Source organism: Microvirga massiliensis, from assembly GCF_001006805.1.
GTDB classification, from domain to species: domain Bacteria; phylum Pseudomonadota; class Alphaproteobacteria; order Rhizobiales; family Beijerinckiaceae; genus Microvirga; species Microvirga massiliensis.
On record NZ_LN811374.1, the window covers coordinates 1 to 19954 of the forward strand.

Here is a 19954-nt window from a genome sequence, read left to right on the forward strand (position 1 = left end):
CTGAAGACCGCGGAAGCTCATGGCCACAGCCTGCGCTGCGTGCGCCCGCTGATGGTTAACTCCGACCACGCGAACTTCGCGCTTGCGGGCATTCCCGCCTTCCGGCTCGTAGCTGGATTTGATGATCCTGCATCTAACCTAAGGCTGGTCCTCACGTCGGCGGACACGCGGGACAAGGTCGCACAGGCAGAACTCGCCGCCGCGGCGGATTTTGCAGCTGCGCTCGTCTGCGAAGCCTGCAAAGCATCGCAAGCGGAGGCACAGGAATGGCGAAGCTGAACCAACGACTTTAGTATTACAGCCGGAGTTTGCGCTGGTGCCGTCGTGAGCGGGTGCGCGTGCGCCAATGGCATTCGCGGGCACGTTGCTGGTGGCGGCGCCAGGTGGACCAGTGCACGATGGCGGCCATCACGGGCGGTTGCTCCCAGACCAGATGCCAGAGCAGCCGCCGGACTTCCGGCACCGTGAAGAGCAGAAGCCTCGCGGCACACGTGACGGGCTCCTCTCCCCGGATGGCGTGCTTTCGCACCACCGCGAGATAGGCATGCGCCAGCATGGCGAGCGTGATGTGCCGGTGCCAGCCCGTCCACGAGCGCACCTCATACTCATCCAGTCCGGTCTCGCCCTTGGCCTCCTCGAAGCAGTTCTCGATCGTCCAGCGCATCCCGGCCACCCGCACCAGCGTCGATCGGGGGGTCTCGGCCGGCACCCAGGTGACATAGAACGTGAACTGGTGTGGCCGCCCCTTCTTGCGCCGGATCAAGAGGCCGGACTGCCAGCCGGTCGGCGGAGCGCCATAGGGCAGGTAGGCCCAGTCATACAGCCGTGGCCCCTTTGCCCCATCGCCGGCGCTCAGCCGCGTCCAGCCCCGGGCGGGCCCATCCTCGAGCCAAGCCTCGACCGGCTTGCGTCAGACCGTTGGGCCGAGGTCACGGCCAGCACGGAGCTGCGCCCGTGCGCCTCGATCAACCGGCGCGCCTGGTGATCGGCGCCGTAGCCACTGTCCCCCACCACCCAGGCGCGCGGCACCCCGGCCGCGAAGGCCCGCGCAAGCATCGCCTGTCCGAGTTTGGGCTTGGTGATGAAGCGGATCTCCTCTGACACACCCGCTTCGGCGCGCCGGGCGGCATTCTCTTTGGTATGAGAGAGTAGGCGGAGGGGAACAGTCGAGCCGCACACTGGCAGTCCGGCACGCAGGGTTTGGCAGATCGAAGCCTCAGGTGTGGCCCGCTGCCGCTATTCAAACTCTGTCCATATCTCAGCCGTCGAGATCGCCATACAAAGATGCTAGGGACGCCATTGGAACTAAGCTTGGTTTTTCAAAATAGTTGAGCGAGTCAGCCATAGCAGATCCCAGTCCGATCTTCAGTAATGCTGGGCTCTCCAGCTTGGTCAATACTCTGGCTTAGATCTTTTGTCCTCCCCCTCACCGTGCCTCCACGGGCCTGTCTTCATCTATCCCGACCGAGCGGAGCGCCTCCCGCTCGAAATAGCGGCAGGCGTGGTCGATAAAGCGGTTGACGATTGATCCACTGGCCCGACGGCTACGCGAGGCGAGCACAATGCGGAGCCGCCGGACCTCCTCTTGGATGCGTAGGACCTTCAGCCGCTTGCCGTCATACGTCACGGAATTGTTCGGCCGCATTACCAGAACCGTGAAGCCGAAGCCATTCCCGACTGCGCTCCTGACCGCCTCGAGCGATGTCGACGAATAAGCGACCGGCGGCGAGATATGATTCTCGGCGAGAAGGGCCTCGAAATATTCTCGGCTCCCTGGACCCTCGAACATCACATAAGGCTGGCCGGCGAGATCCTTCAGCCGAACCGAGCGGCCCGCGGCGAGCGGATGGTCAGCGCCGATGATGACCATCGGCCGCAGAGAAGCGAGCTCGGCCAGCGCGAGACCTCGGAGATCGGCACCGAGGTCGTAGGTAAGCGCGAGGTCGAGCCTCCCCTCGCGGACGGCTTCCGCGAGTTCGGTCATGTGCATTTCGCAGGAGCGCACACGCACACCGGGGAATGCAGCCAGATGCGAGCGGATCAGGCCGGCCATGTAGAACGGTGCGAGAGTGAAGAAGCAGCCGAGGCGAATCTCGCCGGCCATCTCCGAGGCGAGTGCGGCCGCCTCGCGCGCCACCTGCTCAGCCTGTCTCTCGAGAGCAGTGACATGATCGAGAAAGAGCCGTCCCTGCGTCGTGAGGCTTACACCACGGGCATGGTGTCGGTCGAAGAGCTTCAGCCCTGTCACGGCCTCGAGCTTCTCGACTGCCTGCGCGACTGACGGCTGTGAGATGTTGAGCGCCCGTGCCGCCTGGGCGATCCCGCCATGCTCGGCGACCGCCCGGAAATAGGCGCACTGACGGAGCGTGTATCGAACCATATTTATCCTTCCTGATATGGAGGATATTTAGGTTTTCTTCCTGTTCAAGCCCGAGCTAGCATCCAGGTGAAATTAGGCGACCCGCAGGGTCGGGTGCCGGTTCACGACCCGGCAGAGCAAGAGAGGCGCTATCCATGGGGATCATCGAACCTGTTGCCGAGCTGCTTCGGACCGCAAGCCGGCCCTTCAGGGACGCCGTCGCCATGCCGCCGAGCGTGTATACGAGCGAGGCATTCCTGGCTCGTGAGCTGGAATCGATTTTCGGACGCGAGTGGATCTGCGTCGGGCGGGCCAGCGCTCTCGGCAAGCCCGGCGACTACATGACCTACGACCTCGCCGGCCAGCCGGTCATTGTCCTGCGGGATCGGGAAGGCACCCTTCGTGCCATGTCGAATGTCTGCCTCCACAGGATGTCGACCCTGCTGGAAGGCTCAGGCAACACCCGCAGCATCGTCTGCCCGTACCATGCCTGGACCTACAACCTGGATGGCACCCTGCGCGGTGCCCCCTTGATGAAGGAGACGACGGGCTTCTGCAAAGAGGATTACGTGCTGCCGCAGATCCGCTGCGAGGAGTGGCTCGGCTGGATCTACATCACGCTCGATCCCGAGCGGCCGAGCGTCGCCGAGCAGTTGCGGCCGCTCGAAGGGATGATCGCGCAGTACGGCATGGAGAACTACGCGGAGTCCTTCCGCGAGACTCATGTCTGGGACACCAACTGGAAGGTGCTCGCCGAGAACTTCATGGAGAGCTACCATCTGCCGGTCTGCCACCATGCAACGGTAGGCCCGCATTCCAGGCTCGAGGAGATGGTTTGCCCTCCGGGCCTCCCGGCCTTCAACTATCATTGGATCACCAAGGAAGCCTCTCTCGCGATCGGCAATGCCCATCCGGACAACATGCGCCTCGAGGGTCACTGGCGCAAGACGACGGCGCTCCTGGCGATCTATCCGAGCCACCTCATCACTCTGACACCCGGCTACTTCTGGTATCTGTCGCTCCACCCCAAGGGGACGGGCCAGGTGCACATCACCTATGGAGGTGGCCTTTCGCCCGAATTCATGGCCGATCCCAAGGCAGGTGAGTACGTCTCTGCCCTGAAGGCGCTCCTCGACGAGGTCAACGTCGAGGACCGCGGCTGCACCGAGAAAGTCTTCAAGGGGCTCAATGCGGGCGCCGCCAAGCCCGGCCACCTCTCCTATCTCGAGCGCCCGATCTACGATTTCATGCAGTACGTCGCCGAGCGCACCGCCGGCTTCGATCGGCAGTTCGCCGTCGCGGCCGAGTGAGGGCGGCGCGATGAGCAAAACCACCGCAATGAACGAAGAGCTGGCGTCCATCGCCGGCCTGCCCGAGTTCTCGGCCCAGTGCCTGCCCGGGCATTTCTACACATCGGCCGAGTATTTCGCCTACGAGGTCGAGAAATTCCTTTCGAAGGAATGGCATTGCCTCGGGCGCGCGGATGAGGTTGCGCGCCCGGGCGACTACTTCACCACCACTCTTCTCAACGAACCCCTCCTGGTCGTGCGTGGCGACGATCAGCGGATCCGCGTTCTTTCCAATGTCTGCCGCCACCGCGGCATGCCACTCGCGGAAGGATCAGGCTCGACCCGCCGCTTCGTCTGCTCCTACCATGCGTGGAGCTACAATCGCGACGGTAAGCTCGCCAACGCACCACGCATGCGGGACAAAGGCGTGACGCCCGACACCTGCCGGCTTCCGGAATTCCGCAGCGAGATCTGGAACGGGTTCATTTACGTCAATCTTGACGACGATGCCTTGCCTCTCGCACCGAAGCTGCAGCGGCTTGAACATCTCCTTCAGAACTACCAGACCGCCGAGATGCGGATCGTCCACGTGGTCGAGGAAGAGTGGCGCACGAACTGGAAGTGCCTCGTCGAGAACTTCATGGAGGCTTACCACCTCTCGATCGTTCATCCGGAAACGCTGCATCCCTATACGCCGACCGGGCTGAGCCGGAAGTCGATGTCGGACGATGCCTTCACGAGCTATTGCGCGAACTACCCCGACGACATCCCGTCGCGCGGGAGCGGCGCTCCCACGCTGACTGAGGAGGAGCGCAAGCGTTCCACGCTGTTCTGCCTTTTTCCGGCACAGGTCGCGAGCCAGGCCGCGAGTCTTCTCGTCTCCTTCTCGCTGCAGCCCGTCGCGGTCGATCTCATTCGCGTGCGCTGGACGATGTCGACTTTTGGTGACGAGCTCACGAAGGACGAGATCGACCAGCGGATCGCTCTGTGGAACGAAGTGAATCGCGAGGATCGCGAGAAGCTCGAGAAGATGCAGAAAGCACTCGGCTCGCGCCATGCCCCATCCGGCCCGCTCGCTCCGAAAGACTATGAGGGGACGATCTGGGACTTCTATCGCTATCTGGCCCGGAAGGTGGCGCCACCGCCCGTGATGAAACTCGCGGCCGGCATAGGGGCGTGATCTTTTCGCGAGAGGCACACCGGAGACGTCGCACTACCCCTCACCCACCCCTTCGGGGTGACCTCTCCCGTCTAGGGAGATGTGACGAGGGTATCACCCGCACGTCACCTCTCCCCCAGAGAGGGTCAGCTGCACAGCAGCCGGGTAAGGAGAAACGCTACACTCTCAAGGTTGATGGAGAACGTCGTGCCGACGATCACCTGGAAGACGGAAAGCGGCGCCGAGATCAGCGCCGAGGTAGCCGAAGGCCACACGTTAATGGAAGCCGCGCTCGCGAATGGAGTTGATGGCATTCTCGGTGATTGCGGAGGCTCGCTCGCCTGTGCGACCTGTCACGTCGTGGTCGACGATGCCTGGGTGACGGCCGCGGGAAGTCCGACGGTCCTCGAAGAAGACATGCTCGACTTGGTCGAGGCGGGCCGGCGGCCGAACAGCCGATTGAGTTGCCAATTGCGCGCGCATGCGGGACTCGATGGTCTCGTTCTCTACGTGCCCGGAGCCTGAACGATGTCGCATGGTATCGTCATCGTCGGTGGCGGTCAGGCAGCTGTCGCTCTCATCGCGAAGCTCCGGTCGCTGGATCCGTCGCGTCCGATCGCGCTCATCGGTTCGGAGCCGGCGCTTCCCTATCAGCGCCCACCGCTTTCGAAGAAATACCTGACCGGCGAGATCGACAAGGACCGGCTGTCGCTCCGATCACGCGAATGGTTCGAAGACCAGGGAGTCACCCTGCATCTCGTTACGTCTGCCGCCGCGATCGACCGTGCAGCACGGCGGCTGATGCTCGAACATGGCGAGTCCATCGCCTACGGTGACCTCGTGCTCTGCACTGGCAGCAAGCCACGGCGTTTGCCTGTAGCGGCAGGCGGCGCCCTCAAAGGCGTCTACACGCTTCGGTGCATTGCTGACGTCAACGATATGCGCAAGGAGTTCGAGCCCGGACGACGTCTGCTGATTGTCGGCGGCGGCTATATTGGCCTCGAGGCAGCGGCCGTCGCGGCTAGGATGGGCCTCCGGGTCACGCTGCTCGAGGTTGCGCCCCGAATCCTGCAGCGTGTGGCGGCGGAAGCGACGGCCGATTATTTTCGCGCCTTGCATCTACAGCAGGGCGTGGATTTGCGCGAAGATACGGGTCTCCTGCGGCTGGCCGGTTCGGAACGCGTCGAGAGCGCCATTCTGACCGATGGCACGGAACTCCCGGTCGATTTCGTTCTGGTCGGAATCGGCATCTCACCCGCGGACGATCTCGCAGTCCAAGCGGAGCTGACCGTCGACAACGGGATCGCGGTCGACGAATACTGCCGGACGAGCGACCCACACATCTTTGCGGCCGGCGACTGCACGAGCTTTCCCTACAAAGGTCGCCGCATCCGGCTCGAGTCGGTCCAGAACGCCATTGATCAAGGTGAGGCGGCCGCTCTTTCGCTTGCAGGACATCCAGAGCCCTATTGCCCCAAGCCTTGGTTCTGGTCGGACCAGTACGAAACGAAGCTCCAGATCGCCGGACTCAACACCGGCTATGATAGGACAATCGTGCGCCCGGGCAAGCGCGAGGGGGCGCAGTCCATCTGGTATTTCCGGGAAGATTCGCTCCTGGCAGTCGACGCGATCAACGATCCGGCGAGCTACATGGTCGGCCGCAAGCTGATCCAGGCCGGAATACACCCGACCCTGTCCGCCGTGGCAGATCCAGGTTATTCATTGAACTCCGCCCTCCAATGATGATCGGAATACATGAGACACGAGGCGGATGACGGCGAAGCCTCCCGCATCACCCGCCAACTTCCGATCGGCTCGAGAAGCAGTCCGACAAACCCGACGCGGGAAGCCCGATCGAATAAAGGCGTCTCAGGCGCTTCGGCCATTTTGCTGAACCGGTCGGAGCGCTGTGCTGCTCGCTCGCAAGGACGTAGCCTTACGCTTTTGGCCCGGGGCACGACACCACGCACATTGTCGAGAACTCTCTGGTCACCGACCACCGACCGGTGCGGGAGCCGATCCAGTGCGGACACCGCACTCGGGACCCAGGTCTCGGCTCTGCACCCGTCTCTGAGCAGCGGAGCAAAATGCTCGGTTTTCTCCCCTCTCTGGCATGAATCCTCCCTCGAGGCCGTTTTTGACGCGATAGTGAAGGCGCCCCCCAGCATGACTGGATTCTTGCACTCTGAACGGGATGCGCGCCGTGCCCCTGCGGCGGCCGCGCCGACCGGTGGCCCGGAATTTCCTTTGCCCTGCATCGGAAAAATCGAATAGGCGTCATCGCCGGACGAAAGCACACTTGCCTCGCGCGCTAGAGAGGTGTGGCCCCTCGCCCGGACCGCACTCGATTTCAGGGATTTGCCACGAGATGCTCACGGACTCCCGACCGGCATCGAGCCCGCTGGTCACCTTTTCGCACATCGACAAGAGCTATGATGGCATCAGCTACGTCATCAAGGACCTGAATTTCGAGATTCAGCAAGGCGAGTTCCTTTCCCTGCTCGGCCCCTCGGGATCAGGCAAGACCACCACTCTGATGATGCTGGCCGGCTTCGAGGCGCCGAGCGGGGGCACGATTCGTCTGGGGAATAAACGCCTCAACGAACTTCCTCCGCACCGTCGCGAACTCGGCATGGTCTTTCAGAACTATGCTCTGTTTCCGCACATGACGGTCGCCGAGAACATCGCCTTTCCTCTCTCCGTGCGCGGCGTGCCCCGTGCGGAGCAGCAGGAGCGGGTCGGGCGCGCCCTCGATATGATCGAGCTTCGCCACCTCGGCGAGCGTAAGCCGGCGCAACTGTCTGGCGGTCAGCAACAGCGTGTCGCGCTGGCTCGTGCGCTTGTTTTCGAGCCCCGTCTCGTGCTGATGGACGAACCACTCGGCGCGCTCGACAAAAGCCTGCGCGAGGCGATGCAATACGAAATCAAGCGCTTGCACCGCCGGCTCGGCGTCACGATCGTGTATGTGACGCATGACCAGTCGGAAGCGTTGACGATGTCGGACCGCGTCGCCGTTTTCAATCTCGGCGCCATCCAGCAGATCGCTCCGCCCTCCGAGCTCTACGAGGATCCGGAGAATGCCTTCGTCGCCGAGTTCATCGGCGAGAACAACGGATTGGTCGGCCACGTGACGTCGGTGGATGCGGATTATGCAACAATGGAGCTCTCCTGCGGAGCAACGCTCCGGGGCAAGACCGGAACTGGTGTCACCGCCGGCAAGCAGGCTCTCCTGGCGCTCCGGCCAGAGCGCGTCTACGTCGGCACCGATCATTCTTGCACGAACAATTCGATTTCGGGCACTGTCGAGGACATCGTCTATTGCGGTGACCACCGGCGGATCTTTCTCGCGACGGGGAACGAGAAGAGCTTCATCATCAAAGTCCCGAACACCCAACGGGATCTGCTGCCCGACAGCAGGCAGACAGTGACCGTTGCCTGGCATTGGGACGACTGCAAAATCGTACCCATGGAGATAACCAGGCATTCATAACGTGACCCGAGGAGCCCAAGGAGAGAACATGACGCCAAGACAATTCCGTATCAGAACGGCACTTCTGGCCGCTGCAAGCTGGTGTTGCCTAGCCTTCCCGGCAGCCGCCGAAGAAACGCTCTCGATCGTAACGTTCGGTGGGGCTTTCGAAGACGCGGTGACCAAGGCTTACTTCGAGCCTTTCGCCAAGTCCGAGAACGTCAAGTTCGTCAAGGAGCAGTATGACGGTGGCCTGGCGAAGCTCAGGGCCATGGTGGAAGCGAAGAATACGACATGGGACGTGATCGATCTCGAGTCCAACGACGCGATCAACGGCTGCGCCGAAGGTCTCCTGCAAAAGCTCGACCCGGCCATTCTCGGTGACAAATCCGATTTCATTCCAGGCGCCGTCCTGCCGTGCACCGTTGCATCAATGGTGTGGTCTACCGTCTTCGCCTACGACAACACGAAGCTGAAGACTCCGCCGACGAAGATCGAGGACTTTTTCGATACGGCGAAGTTCCCCGGCTCGCGCGGCCTCAGGAAGACTCCCAAGGGAGCGCTGGAATGGGCACTGCTGGCTGATGGCGTTCCCGCCGATAAGGTTTACGAGACGCTCGGCACGCCGAAAGGCCAGGATCAGGCGTTCAAGAAGCTTTCGACGATCAAGAACTCAATCGTCTGGTGGGAAGCCGGCTCACAACCCCCGCAGCTTCTGGCAGACGGCGCCGTGGTGATGACCATGGCCTATAATGGCCGGATCCGCGACGCCCAGGTCAAGGACAAGCGCCCCTTCACAATCGTTTGGGACGGTCAGATCTATGACTACGAATGGTGGGGAATCCCGACGGGTGCCCCCCATGCGAAGACGGCCGAGAAGTTCATCGCATACGCCTCGCAGCCGGATAACATCTGGAAGCTGTCTAACTTCATCGCGTATGCACCGCCTCGCAAATCAGCAATCGAGAAGGTTAATGCGGAGATCTTGCCGCATCTCCCGACGGCGCCGAACAACTTCAAGAACGCGCTCCAGATCGATGCGGAATTTTGGGCGGATAATTTCGACAGCCTCAACAGCCGCTTTCTGACCTGGCTCGGCCAGTAAGGCCGGTCGGCGCCCCGCTCCGGCGGGGCGCCTAACCTTTCTGTCCAGCGAGGGCGCAACCGTGACGACGAGCGAAGCACGAATCATGCTGGCTGATCTGGCGGTCAAAGACCACCCCCGCGAAAGCATGGTAAGCTACCGCGCCGCGCGGCGGCGTGAATCGCTGCGTGCCCTGGCCCTCGCCCTGCCACTCCTGATTTTCCTGCTGGCAACCTTCGTCTATCCGATCACGTCCTTGCTGTGGCGCAGCGTGGCGAGCGACGAGGTCAGCACCATCCTTCCCAACCTGACCAGGACACTCGATGACTGGGATGGCTCCGACCTCCCCGGCCCAGTGGCTTATGACGCGTTGGCGCAGGACATCCGGCGCGCAGTCAGTGACGGCACCCTGGTTCAGGCCGGCCGCCGCCTCAACAATTATGATCCGGGATTCCGGAGCCTTCTCCTTAAAACCGCACGCCAGCTCGAGAGGTCCCCCACCGGAGACGCGGCCGATATTTTGCCTAGAATCGACACCCGGTGGAGCGAGCATGAGACCTGGCGCCTCCTGAAGCGGGCTGCTGCCCGCGCCACCCCCGATTTCCTGCTTACCGCGGTCGACCTGCAGACGGCCCCGAACGGTAGCGTGGAACAGGTACCCGAACACCAGAGGATCTACCTCGCGGCATTCGAGCGGACCTTCGTAATCAGTGGCACGGTCACGCTGCTGTGCCTCATCCTCGGCTATCCGGTGGCCTATCTCCTCGCAACGCTGCCGCCCCGGCAGAGCAACCGCCTGATGATCTTCGTCATCGTGCCGTTCTGGATATCGCTGCTCGTTCGCACCACCGCTTGGTACGTTCTCCTCCAGCCAAACGGGGTCGTGAACAGCCTTTTCATGAATGCAGGACTGACAGACTCGCCGATTGCGCTGATGTTCAATCGCACCGGCGTCCTCATCGGCATGACCCACGTGCTTCTGCCCTTTATGATCCTGGCCAATTATGCGGTCATGCGGGGAATCTCGCCGGTCTATCAGCGCGCGGCGGTGTCGCTCGGAGCCCATCCGGTCTCCGCCTTCTTCCGGATTTACGTCCCGCAGACACTTCCCGGGATCGGCACGGGCACCTTCCTCGTGTTCGTCCTCGCCGTCGGCTACTACATCACCCCGGCTCTCCTCGGCGGCGGGGGAGACGAGATGATCAGCCAGTTGATCGCCATCCAGATGGAACGACAGTTGAACTGGGGGCTGGCGGCGGCTTTGTCCGTCTACCTCGTCCTGTTCACCCTGGCGGCCTACTTCGTCTTCAACCACTTCGTCGGCGTCGACAGATTGCGGCTGGGTTAGCGATGAAAAACGAAGCCTCCATGACGGTTTCCGAGCGGCTGGCACGGCGGGGAGTTCGAATTTACACCGCCTTCGTGCTCGGCTTCCTCGTTATACCGGTCCTCGTGATCGTACCGCTGTCGTTCAACGACAGCACCTATTTCTCCTATCCAATGTCGGGCTTCACCTTCGGGTGGTACGAGACACTGTTCGCATCGGAGGATTGGCGGCGGGCCTTCCTCAACAGCCTAGTGATCGGCCTCCTGAGCACCGTCCTGGCGACAGTTCTCGGCACGCTCGCCGCCATGGGAATCAGCCGACCCACGTTCCCGTTCCGCGGCTTGATCATGCCCCTGCTGATCTCTCCGATGATCATCCCGATCGTCGTCGTCGCCGTGAGCCTTTATCTCGTCTTCGCGCCTCTCGGCCTGACCAATACCTACCTCGGCGTCATCCTCGCCCATACGGCGCTCGGCACCCCTTTCGTCGTCATCACTGTCACGGCCACGCTCATGGCCTTCGACCGTAATCTCACGCGGGCGGCCGCCACCCTCGGGGCGGCGCCCTGGACCGCGTTTCGCCGTGTCACGCTGCCCCTCATCATGCCTGGGGTCGCAACAGGCTCGATCTTCGCCTTCGCGACCTCCTTCGACGAGGTCGTCGTCATCCTGTTCATCGGCGGCGCCGAACAAAGAACGATTCCGCGGCAGATGTGGGCCGGCATCCGCGACCAGATCAATCCGTCCATTCTGGCCATGGCCGCCCTGCTCACAATTTTCGCAATCGTGCTCTTCCTGGCCATCGACTGGCTGCGGGGCCGTAGTGCTCCGGCAGCCGGCGCTGCTGCCAACATAGAATGAGGATGGCCCTCAGACGGGCGTGAGGACCGGGGCGTGCCGAGCACAAAGGCCCTGCAGCACTTTCGCATTCGGGCAGTAGTCCATGTACGTTCTCGCCGCAGACCCATCGGCGAGGTCACGCGAGCAGCGCCTCGCATGCGGACAGAAGAGGCAGCCCTGAGAGAGATCGTCGCTCTTCATCCGTGAGACCCGAGAGGGATTGATGTCGAGCGCCTGCATCATACCGGAAAGCAGACGGTAGGCCTGAGTATTGACTCTCCCCGACCACGCCACTTCGGGGCTCCGGACGCCCAGCTCCTGAAGCAGATTGAAACGCTCGTCTTCACCGAATTCGGCCAGTTCCCGACCGGGCGTGTTCCTGCCCCGACCAAAGCCAAGCATCGATACAAGCCGTCCTGGGAGGTTCGTAAGTTGATCGGACATGTAGCACCGCGCTGACTGATTACTGATGATTTGCCATTGTTACACTCTTCCACGCCGCTGATCTTTGAGCAGGATCAATCATGCAGCAGATCCGCAGCCCTCCGTTGCCCGACCTGCAATCAAGCGACCGCTGTCCTGCGAGACCATCAGCGGCGGTGCCCGGAATCGATCCCCGTTTGAACCAAACGCGCTCGCATCCCGCACGCGCTCGAACTCCCGTCACGCTCGGCAGCCGCAAGCAATATGTAATCTCCGAGATGAAGCGGCGCCTGCTCGGGTCTTCCAAATTCCCTGAGTTTCGCGAAGCCGAGAGCCTGGAATCAGGGCCGCTCCGGCTCCCATTGGTCAGAAATCCCGAAGCAGAAGGCATGATCTTGCGATTTTACACTTCCCCCTCTCTGCCGGAAACTTTCCAGGCCGCCTGATGCTGGGATCGGCGACATAATGCTGAGAATCGGAGTTGAAGGCTTTTCTCGCTGCACCGGTGATTCTACCGGCGCCCCTTTCGGGTCATTGCCGGCCGACGCGTTACAACGTCGCCGGCCCAGCACTCGGCCTTTCTGCGTCGGGCTCATTTGCTCGGGGTACCGTCCCTCGTCTGGGAAGCACGACGGACAGGTCGCTGGCCGAGGAGAGACCAATCATATTGAACTTCCAGGCAGAGCCAGATCATGAATCATATCGACCCTCGCCTCCGTGAACGCTTCCTCAGCGGGATGAGCCATGCGGCCTGCACGGTAAACGTGGTGACAACCGACGGACCAGGCGGCCGCGCCGGCGTAACGGTTTCCGCGATGTCGTCCGTTTCCGCCGACATGCCCCAGCCGACGCTCCTCGTCTGCGTCCATCACCTCAGTCCAGCCGCTCGAGCCATACTCGCCAATGGCGTGTTCTGCGTGAACGTGCTGCGAGACGATCAATCCTATATTTCCGACAGCTTCGCCGGTCGCTACAAGACGGCCGACGGCGACAAGTTTTCCTGTGCGGACTGGACAGTCGAGAAGACCGGCTCGCCGCGTGTGGTCGACCCGCTCGTCGCGTTCGACTGTCGGCTGATCAACAGTCATCAGGTCGGGACTCACCACGTACTACTCGGAGCAGTCGAGCACGTTTTCTCTGCAGGCTCGGGATCGCCCCTGATTTACGCAAACCGCGCCTATGGAACCGCCTTGCGCGTGGATAATTATCGGACTCCGGAGCCTTCGAGCGCCGAAACGCTCAAGGTTGGAGCGTTTCACACCTTTGGCCCCTACCTTCTTCCGGAGGTCCTGGAGCGGCTCGCACGGGCCGGACGGGTGGGCGATATCCGACTGCGCGAAGGCGATCAGCGCCAGATCATGGAGGCCCTTCGCGCGGGCGAGATTGAGGTTGCCCTTCTGTACGACTTCGAACTGGGTGACGACATCGCTGTCGAGCGCCTCGGGTATGTCGAGCCTTACGTGCTGCTGCCGGAGGGCCATCCACTCGCCGAGCTCAAGGCAATCCCGGCTGCGGACCTGATCGGGGAGCCTCTGATCCTGCTCGACGCGCCACCGAGCGGCGATTACTTCCTGTCGATCTTCCAGCAGCAGGATCTGATACCCAAGATCGGACTTCGCACCCGTTCCTTCGAGATGGTGCGGGGCATGGTCGGGCATGGCCTCGGTTACAGCCTCCTTGCAACAAAACCCGCTTCCAACATGACCTATGACGGTCGCGCCCTGGTGACGCGTCCTCTCGAGGGCGAGGCTCCAGTCAGCTATGTTTCGATCGTGCGCCGGCCTCAGACCCGACTCAGCGATGTCGCCCAAGCGTTCATCGACGAGTGTCGCGACTTTTTTCGCACCGGGGCATCGGAAGGCCTGTTCTGAGAGCGCGCACGATGCTCGTTCGGAAATTCGTTCGAGATCCCTCCTCGCATCGGATGATCGGCGAACGGGAAGTGTCGCAGCATGATCGGTCCGGCAGGACATGCCCTGCGTGAGCGTATCAGAGGAAAGACATGGCTGATCATCGGGCGGACCTTCTACGCCCCCGCCTCATTGCACCGAGCGAACACCGCCTGACGCCGTGGAAGAATGGGCTCGGGACGACCTCCGACGTCTTCCTGTTCCCGGAGGGTTCGTCGCACGAAACGTTCGATATCCGCGTCAGTCTCGCGCCGATCGTCAGCGAAAGCGTTTTCTCTGCCTTTCCCGGTGTCGACCGATGGATCACGCGCCTCGGCCGGAGCCGGTTGTCTCTCGTGTTCGACGATGGAGACGCGCGAGCGCTCTCGCGCATGGAGCCTCTTCTGTTCGACAGCGCCAGGACTCCTCGAAGTCGCCTGCCCGATGGCGATACACGCGTCCTGAACGTGATGACGAGACGTGGGCGATGGATGGCATCGGTCCTGCCGCTTCAGGGCAGAACACTCCCGATCGAGCTGCAGGGAGATGCGCTCTCGATCCTCTACCTCGTGGCCGGGCAGTGGTCGGCGTGCAGCGAAGGAACGGTGCTCCGAGGGGAGGCCGGGGATACCCTCGTCTCGCCCGGACCGGCCAGTATTCGTATTACCGGAAACGACCGTGCTGAAGCCCTGCTGGCAATCCTGACCCGAGTCGGTGGCTCGGTCTCGCGATCCTTTTCTCTGGCAGCCGACGATGCCGCGGATTCGTGCGGCATCGGATTTCCGGAAGCAGAAGATCCGTAGCTCGTAATTTACAGGGACCTCCTCCTTCGGCACATCATCATTCGAGCTCGCCCGCGCTCCGCAGAAAGCTCGAAATCGATACTCGGGACAGGAGGCAGTTCCGAAGCAACTCCCTCCCCTCACCTGCTGGAATCAGGAAAGGCATGGCCATGATCAGGACCGGAAATCAGTACCGTGACTCCATTCGCGACGGCCGGCGCGTCTGGATCAATGGTGAGCGCGTCAAGGATGTGACGACGCATCCCATGTTCAAGCCGATCGTCGATATCCGAGCGCGGATCTACGATATGGCGCACGAAGCGAAGTATCGGGACATCATGACCTATGAGGAGGATGGTGAGCGTTTCGCCATCGGCCTGAAGCTCCCCTATACCCAGCAGGATTGGCATGACAAGCGGCGCGCTACCGATACGATCCTCGAGGACGTCCGCGGTATTGTGACTCGCGTCGGGGATGAGACAGTCGGCGAGATGTGGTCGCTCTACGACGGGCAGGATGTCCTGAAGGAGGTCGACCCCCGTTTCTCCGAGAATATCGCGCGCCACATTTCTCTGGTCACCAAGAACGATCCTTTCCACGTTTCGGCAAACACCGATCCGAAGGGTGATCGCTCCAAGCGCCCGCAGGACCAGGATCCCGACATGCTGCTGCACGTCGTGAAGGAGACGGATGCCGGCATCGTCGTGCGCGGCGCTAAATACGAGACGGCCGCCGCCTATGCGAACCAGGCCTTCGCGAAGCCGACGATCGCCAACTGGGGCGACGACAAGCTGTCGGAATATGCCGTCGGATTCATCTGCGATCTGTCATCCCCCAACCTGCGCTTCATCGCGCGAACCGGGTTCGCCGGCCGAGCGCCGATCGAGGATTATCCGCTCGCCAATCGGTTCGACGAGATCGACGTGCTCGTGATCTACGACGACGTCCTGATCCCATGGGAAAATGTGCTCTTCTATCAGCATACGCGGGCGGCGGCCTTCATCCGCGCTACGCTGCATCGCTATTCGGCATTTGCGTTCGTTCAGCGCAATCTCAAGCTGGCCGACCTTATGATCGGCGCGGCGCTCTGGAACGTGAAGCAGACCGGGCTCGAGAAGCAGCCGGCTGTTCAGGAGAAGCTGGCGACGCTCGCCTGCTATCGCGAAGGCATCAATGCCCATCTGACTGCGGCCATCGCGACCGCAGAGCGCAGCCCGGCGGGCCTGCTCATGCCCAATCAGTCGTTGCTGATGACGGGTCGGGTGCTCGCCTGCTCGCAACTGCACGAGATGATACATCTGGCTCGCGAGTTGTGCGGTGGGCAGATCTGCGTGACCCCGGACGCCGCCTGTTTCCGCGATCCAGAAGCCGGCAAGTGGCTCTCCAAATACTACACCCTGAACGATGAGTGGCAGTCGGAGGACCGGCGCAAGCTCCTCGCATTCGCACGCGATCTTCTCAACTCGGACTATGCGGGCCATCGACTGACCTTCCAGCTCTTTGCGCAATCGCCTCCTTTCGCGCATCTCGCGGCCGTCTACCGCAACTTCGACTGGAGCGAGCCACTGCGCTTCACGAAAGAGGCGGCCGGCCTGTCTGACCAAGTCTACGGCCGGCAGAAGATCGCCGCTGAATAATTTCACGCATCTGGAGAACGACTTATCATGGTTCACAAGCGCCTTCGCCCGTTCAATACACGGGACACTTATCCGGAGCAGAAGCTCGACAACGATCTCTCCCAAGGGGTGGTGGCCCGTGGGACGACAGTGTTTCTGCGCGGCCAGGTTTCGCAGGATCTCGAGACCCGCGAGAGCCTTCATGTGGGAGATCCGGGCCTCCAGGCCCGCAAGGCCATGGAAAACATCAAGATGCTGCTCGAAGAGGCAGGCAGCGATCTCAGCCATATCTGCCGCATCGTCGTCTACATCACGGATGTTCGCTACCGCGAGGCCGTGTACCGCGAGATGGGAAAGTGGCTGAAAGGCGTGTTTCCCTGCTCGACCGGTCTCGTCGTTCCGGCTCTTGCGCGCCCCGAATGGGTCGTTGAGATCGAGGTCACGGCCGTCATTCCGGACGCCTGAGCAGGAGCATCGGTCGCTATGACATTCTCCATCTCGGCGCGTTGTGCACGCACTGGGCTGTTCGGGATCACGGTATCCTCCTCCAGTCCCTGCGTAGCCGCGCGCTGCGCCCACGCCCGCAGCGGTGTCGGGGCGGTCGCGACCCAGAACATCACCGACCCTACCCTTGGCCCTCGGGGCCTCGATCTCATGGCGTCCGGTCTTTCGGCTGCAGAGGCCCTCGTGGAGTTGAAGACTGGCGCGCAGCATATCGAGTATCGCCAGCTCACCCTCGTGGACCGGCAAGGCCGCACTGCTTCCTTCTCGGGAGCGAAGACGTTGGGAACCTACCGCACCGTCGAGGCCGAGAATGTCGTGGCCGCCGGAAACCTCCTCGCTCACCGGGATGTCCCGGTGCGGATGGTCGAGGCGTTCCAGGCTTCCGAGGGACGTCACCTGGGAGATCGGCTGATCGGCGCCATGCGCGCCGCGCTGGAAGCTGGCGGCGAGGAAGGGCCAGTCAATTCGATCGGTATGCTTCTGGTCCGCGACGTGGCATGGCCGATCGCCGATCTACGAGTCGACTGGCACGAAACGGACCCCATTGGGGAACTCGAAAGCCTGTGGCGCCTCTGGCTCCCACAGATGGATGATTATGTCACCCGAGCCCTGAATCCGACAAAGGCGCCCTCTTACGGTGTACCGGGAGATATGTGATCCAAGACTGCCCTTGACGCCATGGGGCCGAGGATGATCATTCGCCTTCGCATCCCGCCCACGGTCGAGCGCGACGCCAGATAGGCAGGCGCCCGACCGTGGACGTCGCTCGGCTTGGGGACCGTGATTACACCCGACGCGCAGACATTCTCGTTACGCTTCACGCTCAGGCAGCTCCAGTATTTCGTTGCGGCCGGAGAGACGGGGAGTATCACGCTCGCCTCGGAACGGGTCAACATCTCGCAGCCGTCCATATCGGCTGCGATTTCTCAGCTCGAAACAGAATTCGGGCTTCAACTCTTCGTGCGGCATCATGCACAGGGCTTGTCCCTGACCCCGGCGGGCGAGCGCTTCCTCCAAGCCGCGAAGTCGGTCCTGCAGCATGCCATGGAATTGCACGGCGTCGCCGACGAGGTCGCGACCGTGCCGACAGGGCCACTGCACATTGGATCGTTCCGGACGTTCTCACCGCTTCTGATTCCCGAGCTCTGCAAGCGCTTTCTGGACCAATATCCGGGCGTCAACCTGCGTGTGACTGAAGGAAACGAAGCGGAACTCCTCGCTCTTCTCCGCCGCGCCGAGATCAGCCTTGCCGTCACGTATGGGCTTAACGTTACGAATGAGGTGGATTTCGAACCTCTCGCCGAGTTGCCGACGTACATTCTTCTGGCGACCGACCACCCCCTCGCCGAGCGATCCTCGCTGGCGCTCGCAGAGCTCGCTGCTGAGCCCTACATTCTCCTCGATCTTCCCCTCAGCCGCGAGTATTTCATGTCGCTCTTCCTCCGGGAGGGCATCACACCCAACATTGGGGCTCGCTCCGAATATCCGGAGACGGTACGCAGTTATGTCGCAAGCGGCTTCGGCTACTCGCTTATGACATCTCGGCCCCTTAACAAGGCCGCGGTAAATGGAAAGCCGCTCGCCTATATTCGCCTGCAGGGCGAATATAGGCCTATGATTCTCGGGATTGCATCGCTGAAGGGCCTGCGCAAGCCGCGCGCCGCGGAGGCCTTCGAGGAGCACTGCCGCGCCCTCATCTCCACAGACAATCTACCCGGCATGGCCCCGTGGGACGATTGACGTGAGAGACATGCGCGCCCTGCGAATGTAGCGATTACCGCCAGGACGCTCGCCCGGTCATCCCGCCAACGGAACATCTCGATTCATCGAGCATCGTGCTGTCAGTGCGTTCCGACCGATCTGCGTCGGAGCGGCTCAAGCGGCGAGCTCGCTTACCAGCCGGCGCAGCATCGCCATGCATTGATCGAGTTGATCGCGCGACACGAATTCGTCCGGCTTGTGGGCGTCGCGGATATCGCCTGGCCCGCAGACGACCGTCGGAATACCTAGCCTCTCGTGAAAGAGGCCACCCTCCGTACCGAAGGCGATCTTGCGTTGATTGCTCGCTCCCGTAAGGCGACTCGCCAGGCGCACAACCTCTTCTTGCCGGTCAGTCTCCAGGCCCGGATAGGCATTGACGATCTCCAGCGAGACGCCCGTCCCGGGGATTTTCTGTTCGACGCGCCGCGTAAGAGAGGCCGCCTCGTCGAAAAGCTCGTCGAGTAGCGCCGCGGGATCATCGGTCGGCAGGTTACGGATCTCGAAATCCAGAACACATTCCCGTGGCACGACGTTCAGGGCAGTGCCGCCCCGGATAAGGCCGACATGCACGGTCGTAAAGGGGATAGAGTATTCCGAATCGTGCCGTCCGCCGGACACGATTCGGTCTTGCATGGCACGAAAGACATCGATCATCTCGGCGGCAAGATAAATCGCATTCATCCCTTCCGGGGCATGACTCGAATGGCACTCCTTGCCACGACAGATCACCCGCCCTGCGGTCTTTCCCTTATGGGCGATCACCGTCTCGAGCGATGTCGGCTCGCCGACGATGCACATGGTCGGCAGATGTGCCGCTCCCGCCAGCACGTCGAGCAGTCGCCTAACCCCGACGCAGCCGATCTCCTCGTCGTAGCTGAATGCCATCTGGAGCGGCTGGGCCAGACGGAGTGCCGCAGCCTCCTCGGCCATGGCTAGCACACAGGCGATGAAGCCCTTCATGTCGGCAGTGCCGCGGCCGAACAGCCGGTCACCTCTGATCGCCAGCCGGAACGGATCACTCGTCCATCCGTCGCCATGGGCCGGAACGACATCGGTATGCCCTGACAGGAGGATACCGCGCGCCTCCGCAGGCCCGAGAATCGCGTGGAGGTTTGCCTTCGCGCCATCCGCGCTGTGCACGATGCGAATCGTCGCACCGATCGCGGTCAGCAGATCGCGCACGTAGGCGATCAGATCGAGATTGGAATCCCGGCTTACCGTTGGAAAGGCGATGAGCCGGTCGAGGATCTCGAGCGCGCGCGGCGAGGACATGCGAGAATGCTGCTCCAAGTGGCGACGCAGCAGTTATATCCGACATCGACGCCGATCTGCGTCGGGTTTTCCGAAGCGATGGGCTTGCATTTCTGAGGTTCGTCAAAACCTAGTCTCCCGCTGTCGGCCTGCTTCGGGTGAACCTCTCCGGCACCTCAGCGATCACGGTTGGATGATTCGC

21 protein-coding genes are annotated in these 19954 nt (G+C 62.1%); 16 read left to right on the forward strand and 5 right to left on the reverse strand.

Annotation, left to right across the window (positions count from 1 at the left end):
- The coding region (locus tag BN1233_RS48970; protein ID WP_187144487.1) for a hypothetical protein at window positions 1-279 on the forward strand (279 nt) is incomplete at its 5' end.
- Window positions 280-295: 16 nt separating this feature from the next.
- Here the strand turns inward: BN1233_RS48970 and BN1233_RS46465 are convergent.
- From BN1233_RS46465 to BN1233_RS40665, 3 genes are all read right to left on the reverse strand, one after another.
- The gene (locus tag BN1233_RS46465; RefSeq protein WP_082145945.1) at window positions 296-763 is read right to left on the reverse strand and encodes a hypothetical protein; all 468 of its coding nucleotides are present in this window, start codon (window positions 761-763) and stop codon (window positions 296-298) included.
- Window positions 764-852: 89 nt separating this feature from the next.
- Window positions 853-1104 carry a transposase gene (locus BN1233_RS46470; protein ID WP_187144488.1) on the reverse strand — a complete coding sequence of 84 codons (252 nt, stop codon included), beginning with the start codon at window positions 1102-1104 and terminating at the stop codon, window positions 853-855.
- Between the two features lie 322 nt (window positions 1105-1426).
- Entirely contained in the window at window positions 1427-2380 is a 954-nt protein-coding gene (locus BN1233_RS40665) for a LysR substrate-binding domain-containing protein (protein WP_048707893.1), read from the reverse strand.
- 134 nt (window positions 2381-2514) lie between these two features.
- Between BN1233_RS40665 and BN1233_RS40670 the strand changes: the two genes are divergently transcribed.
- The 8 genes from BN1233_RS40670 (at window position 2515) to BN1233_RS40705 (ending at window position 11547) form a co-directional block, all read left to right on the forward strand.
- Window positions 2515-3669, forward strand: coding sequence for an aromatic ring-hydroxylating oxygenase subunit alpha (locus BN1233_RS40670; protein WP_046869390.1), 1155 nt, complete (start codon window positions 2515-2517; stop codon window positions 3667-3669).
- Window positions 3670-3679: 10 nt separating this feature from the next.
- Window positions 3680-4828: an aromatic ring-hydroxylating oxygenase subunit alpha gene (locus BN1233_RS40675; protein WP_046869391.1), complete on the forward strand. Its 1149-nt coding sequence runs from the start codon at window positions 3680-3682 to the stop codon at window positions 4826-4828.
- Window positions 4829-5014: 186 nt separating this feature from the next.
- On the forward strand, window positions 5015-5332 hold the full coding sequence (locus BN1233_RS40680) for a 2Fe-2S iron-sulfur cluster-binding protein (RefSeq protein ID WP_244470691.1): 318 nt from the start codon (window positions 5015-5017) through the stop codon (window positions 5330-5332).
- 3 nt (window positions 5333-5335) lie between these two features.
- The gene (locus tag BN1233_RS40685) at window positions 5336-6550 is read left to right on the forward strand and encodes an NAD(P)/FAD-dependent oxidoreductase (RefSeq protein ID WP_046869393.1); all 1215 of its coding nucleotides are present in this window, start codon (window positions 5336-5338) and stop codon (window positions 6548-6550) included.
- Window positions 6551-7175: 625 nt separating this feature from the next.
- Complete coding sequence (locus BN1233_RS40690) at window positions 7176-8297, forward strand: ABC transporter ATP-binding protein (RefSeq protein ID WP_046869394.1); 1122 nt, start codon at window positions 7176-7178, stop codon at window positions 8295-8297.
- 28 nt (window positions 8298-8325) lie between these two features.
- Window positions 8326-9381, forward strand: coding sequence for an ABC transporter substrate-binding protein (locus tag BN1233_RS40695; RefSeq protein ID WP_046869395.1), 1056 nt, complete (start codon window positions 8326-8328; stop codon window positions 9379-9381).
- 85 nt (window positions 9382-9466) lie between these two features.
- Entirely contained in the window at window positions 9467-10708 is a 1242-nt protein-coding gene (locus BN1233_RS40700; protein WP_046869430.1) for an ABC transporter permease, read from the forward strand.
- Between the two features lie 20 nt (window positions 10709-10728).
- The gene (locus BN1233_RS40705) at window positions 10729-11547 is read left to right on the forward strand and encodes an ABC transporter permease (protein ID WP_244470692.1); all 819 of its coding nucleotides are present in this window, start codon (window positions 10729-10731) and stop codon (window positions 11545-11547) included.
- A 9-nt stretch (window positions 11548-11556) separates the two neighbouring features.
- Here BN1233_RS40705 and BN1233_RS40710 read toward each other — a convergent pair whose 3' ends face one another.
- A complete protein-coding gene (locus BN1233_RS40710; protein WP_046869397.1) occupies window positions 11557-11928 on the reverse strand; it encodes a hypothetical protein in 372 nt (123 codons plus the stop codon).
- 122 nt (window positions 11929-12050) lie between these two features.
- On the opposite strand from BN1233_RS40710, the gene BN1233_RS40715 reads away from it, so the two are divergent.
- The 7 genes from BN1233_RS40715 (at window position 12051) to BN1233_RS40750 (ending at window position 18480) form a co-directional block, all read left to right on the forward strand.
- Window positions 12051-12395: a hypothetical protein gene (locus BN1233_RS40715; protein WP_046869398.1), complete on the forward strand. Its 345-nt coding sequence runs from the start codon at window positions 12051-12053 to the stop codon at window positions 12393-12395.
- 246 nt (window positions 12396-12641) lie between these two features.
- The gene (locus tag BN1233_RS48975) at window positions 12642-13820 is read left to right on the forward strand and encodes a LysR substrate-binding domain-containing protein (protein ID WP_063776628.1); all 1179 of its coding nucleotides are present in this window, start codon (window positions 12642-12644) and stop codon (window positions 13818-13820) included.
- 131 nt (window positions 13821-13951) lie between these two features.
- Complete coding sequence (locus BN1233_RS40730; RefSeq protein WP_048707898.1) at window positions 13952-14641, forward strand: HutD/Ves family protein; 690 nt, start codon at window positions 13952-13954, stop codon at window positions 14639-14641.
- 143 nt (window positions 14642-14784) lie between these two features.
- Window positions 14785-16257: a 4-hydroxyphenylacetate 3-hydroxylase family protein gene (locus tag BN1233_RS40735; RefSeq protein ID WP_244470693.1), complete on the forward strand. Its 1473-nt coding sequence runs from the start codon at window positions 14785-14787 to the stop codon at window positions 16255-16257.
- A 27-nt stretch (window positions 16258-16284) separates the two neighbouring features.
- Window positions 16285-16701, forward strand: coding sequence for a RidA family protein (locus BN1233_RS40740; RefSeq protein ID WP_197094535.1), 417 nt, complete (start codon window positions 16285-16287; stop codon window positions 16699-16701).
- 18 nt (window positions 16702-16719) lie between these two features.
- Entirely contained in the window at window positions 16720-17397 is a 678-nt protein-coding gene (locus tag BN1233_RS40745; RefSeq protein ID WP_046869400.1) for a DUF1028 domain-containing protein, read from the forward strand.
- A 123-nt stretch (window positions 17398-17520) separates the two neighbouring features.
- Window positions 17521-18480, forward strand: coding sequence for a LysR family transcriptional regulator (locus tag BN1233_RS40750; protein ID WP_244470694.1), 960 nt, complete (start codon window positions 17521-17523; stop codon window positions 18478-18480).
- A 135-nt stretch (window positions 18481-18615) separates the two neighbouring features.
- Here the strand turns inward: BN1233_RS40750 and argE are convergent, their stop codons facing one another.
- Window positions 18616-19773: an acetylornithine deacetylase gene (gene argE / locus BN1233_RS40755; protein WP_046869401.1), complete on the reverse strand. Its 1158-nt coding sequence runs from the start codon at window positions 19771-19773 to the stop codon at window positions 18616-18618.
- Between the last annotated feature and the right edge of the window lie 181 nt (window positions 19774-19954).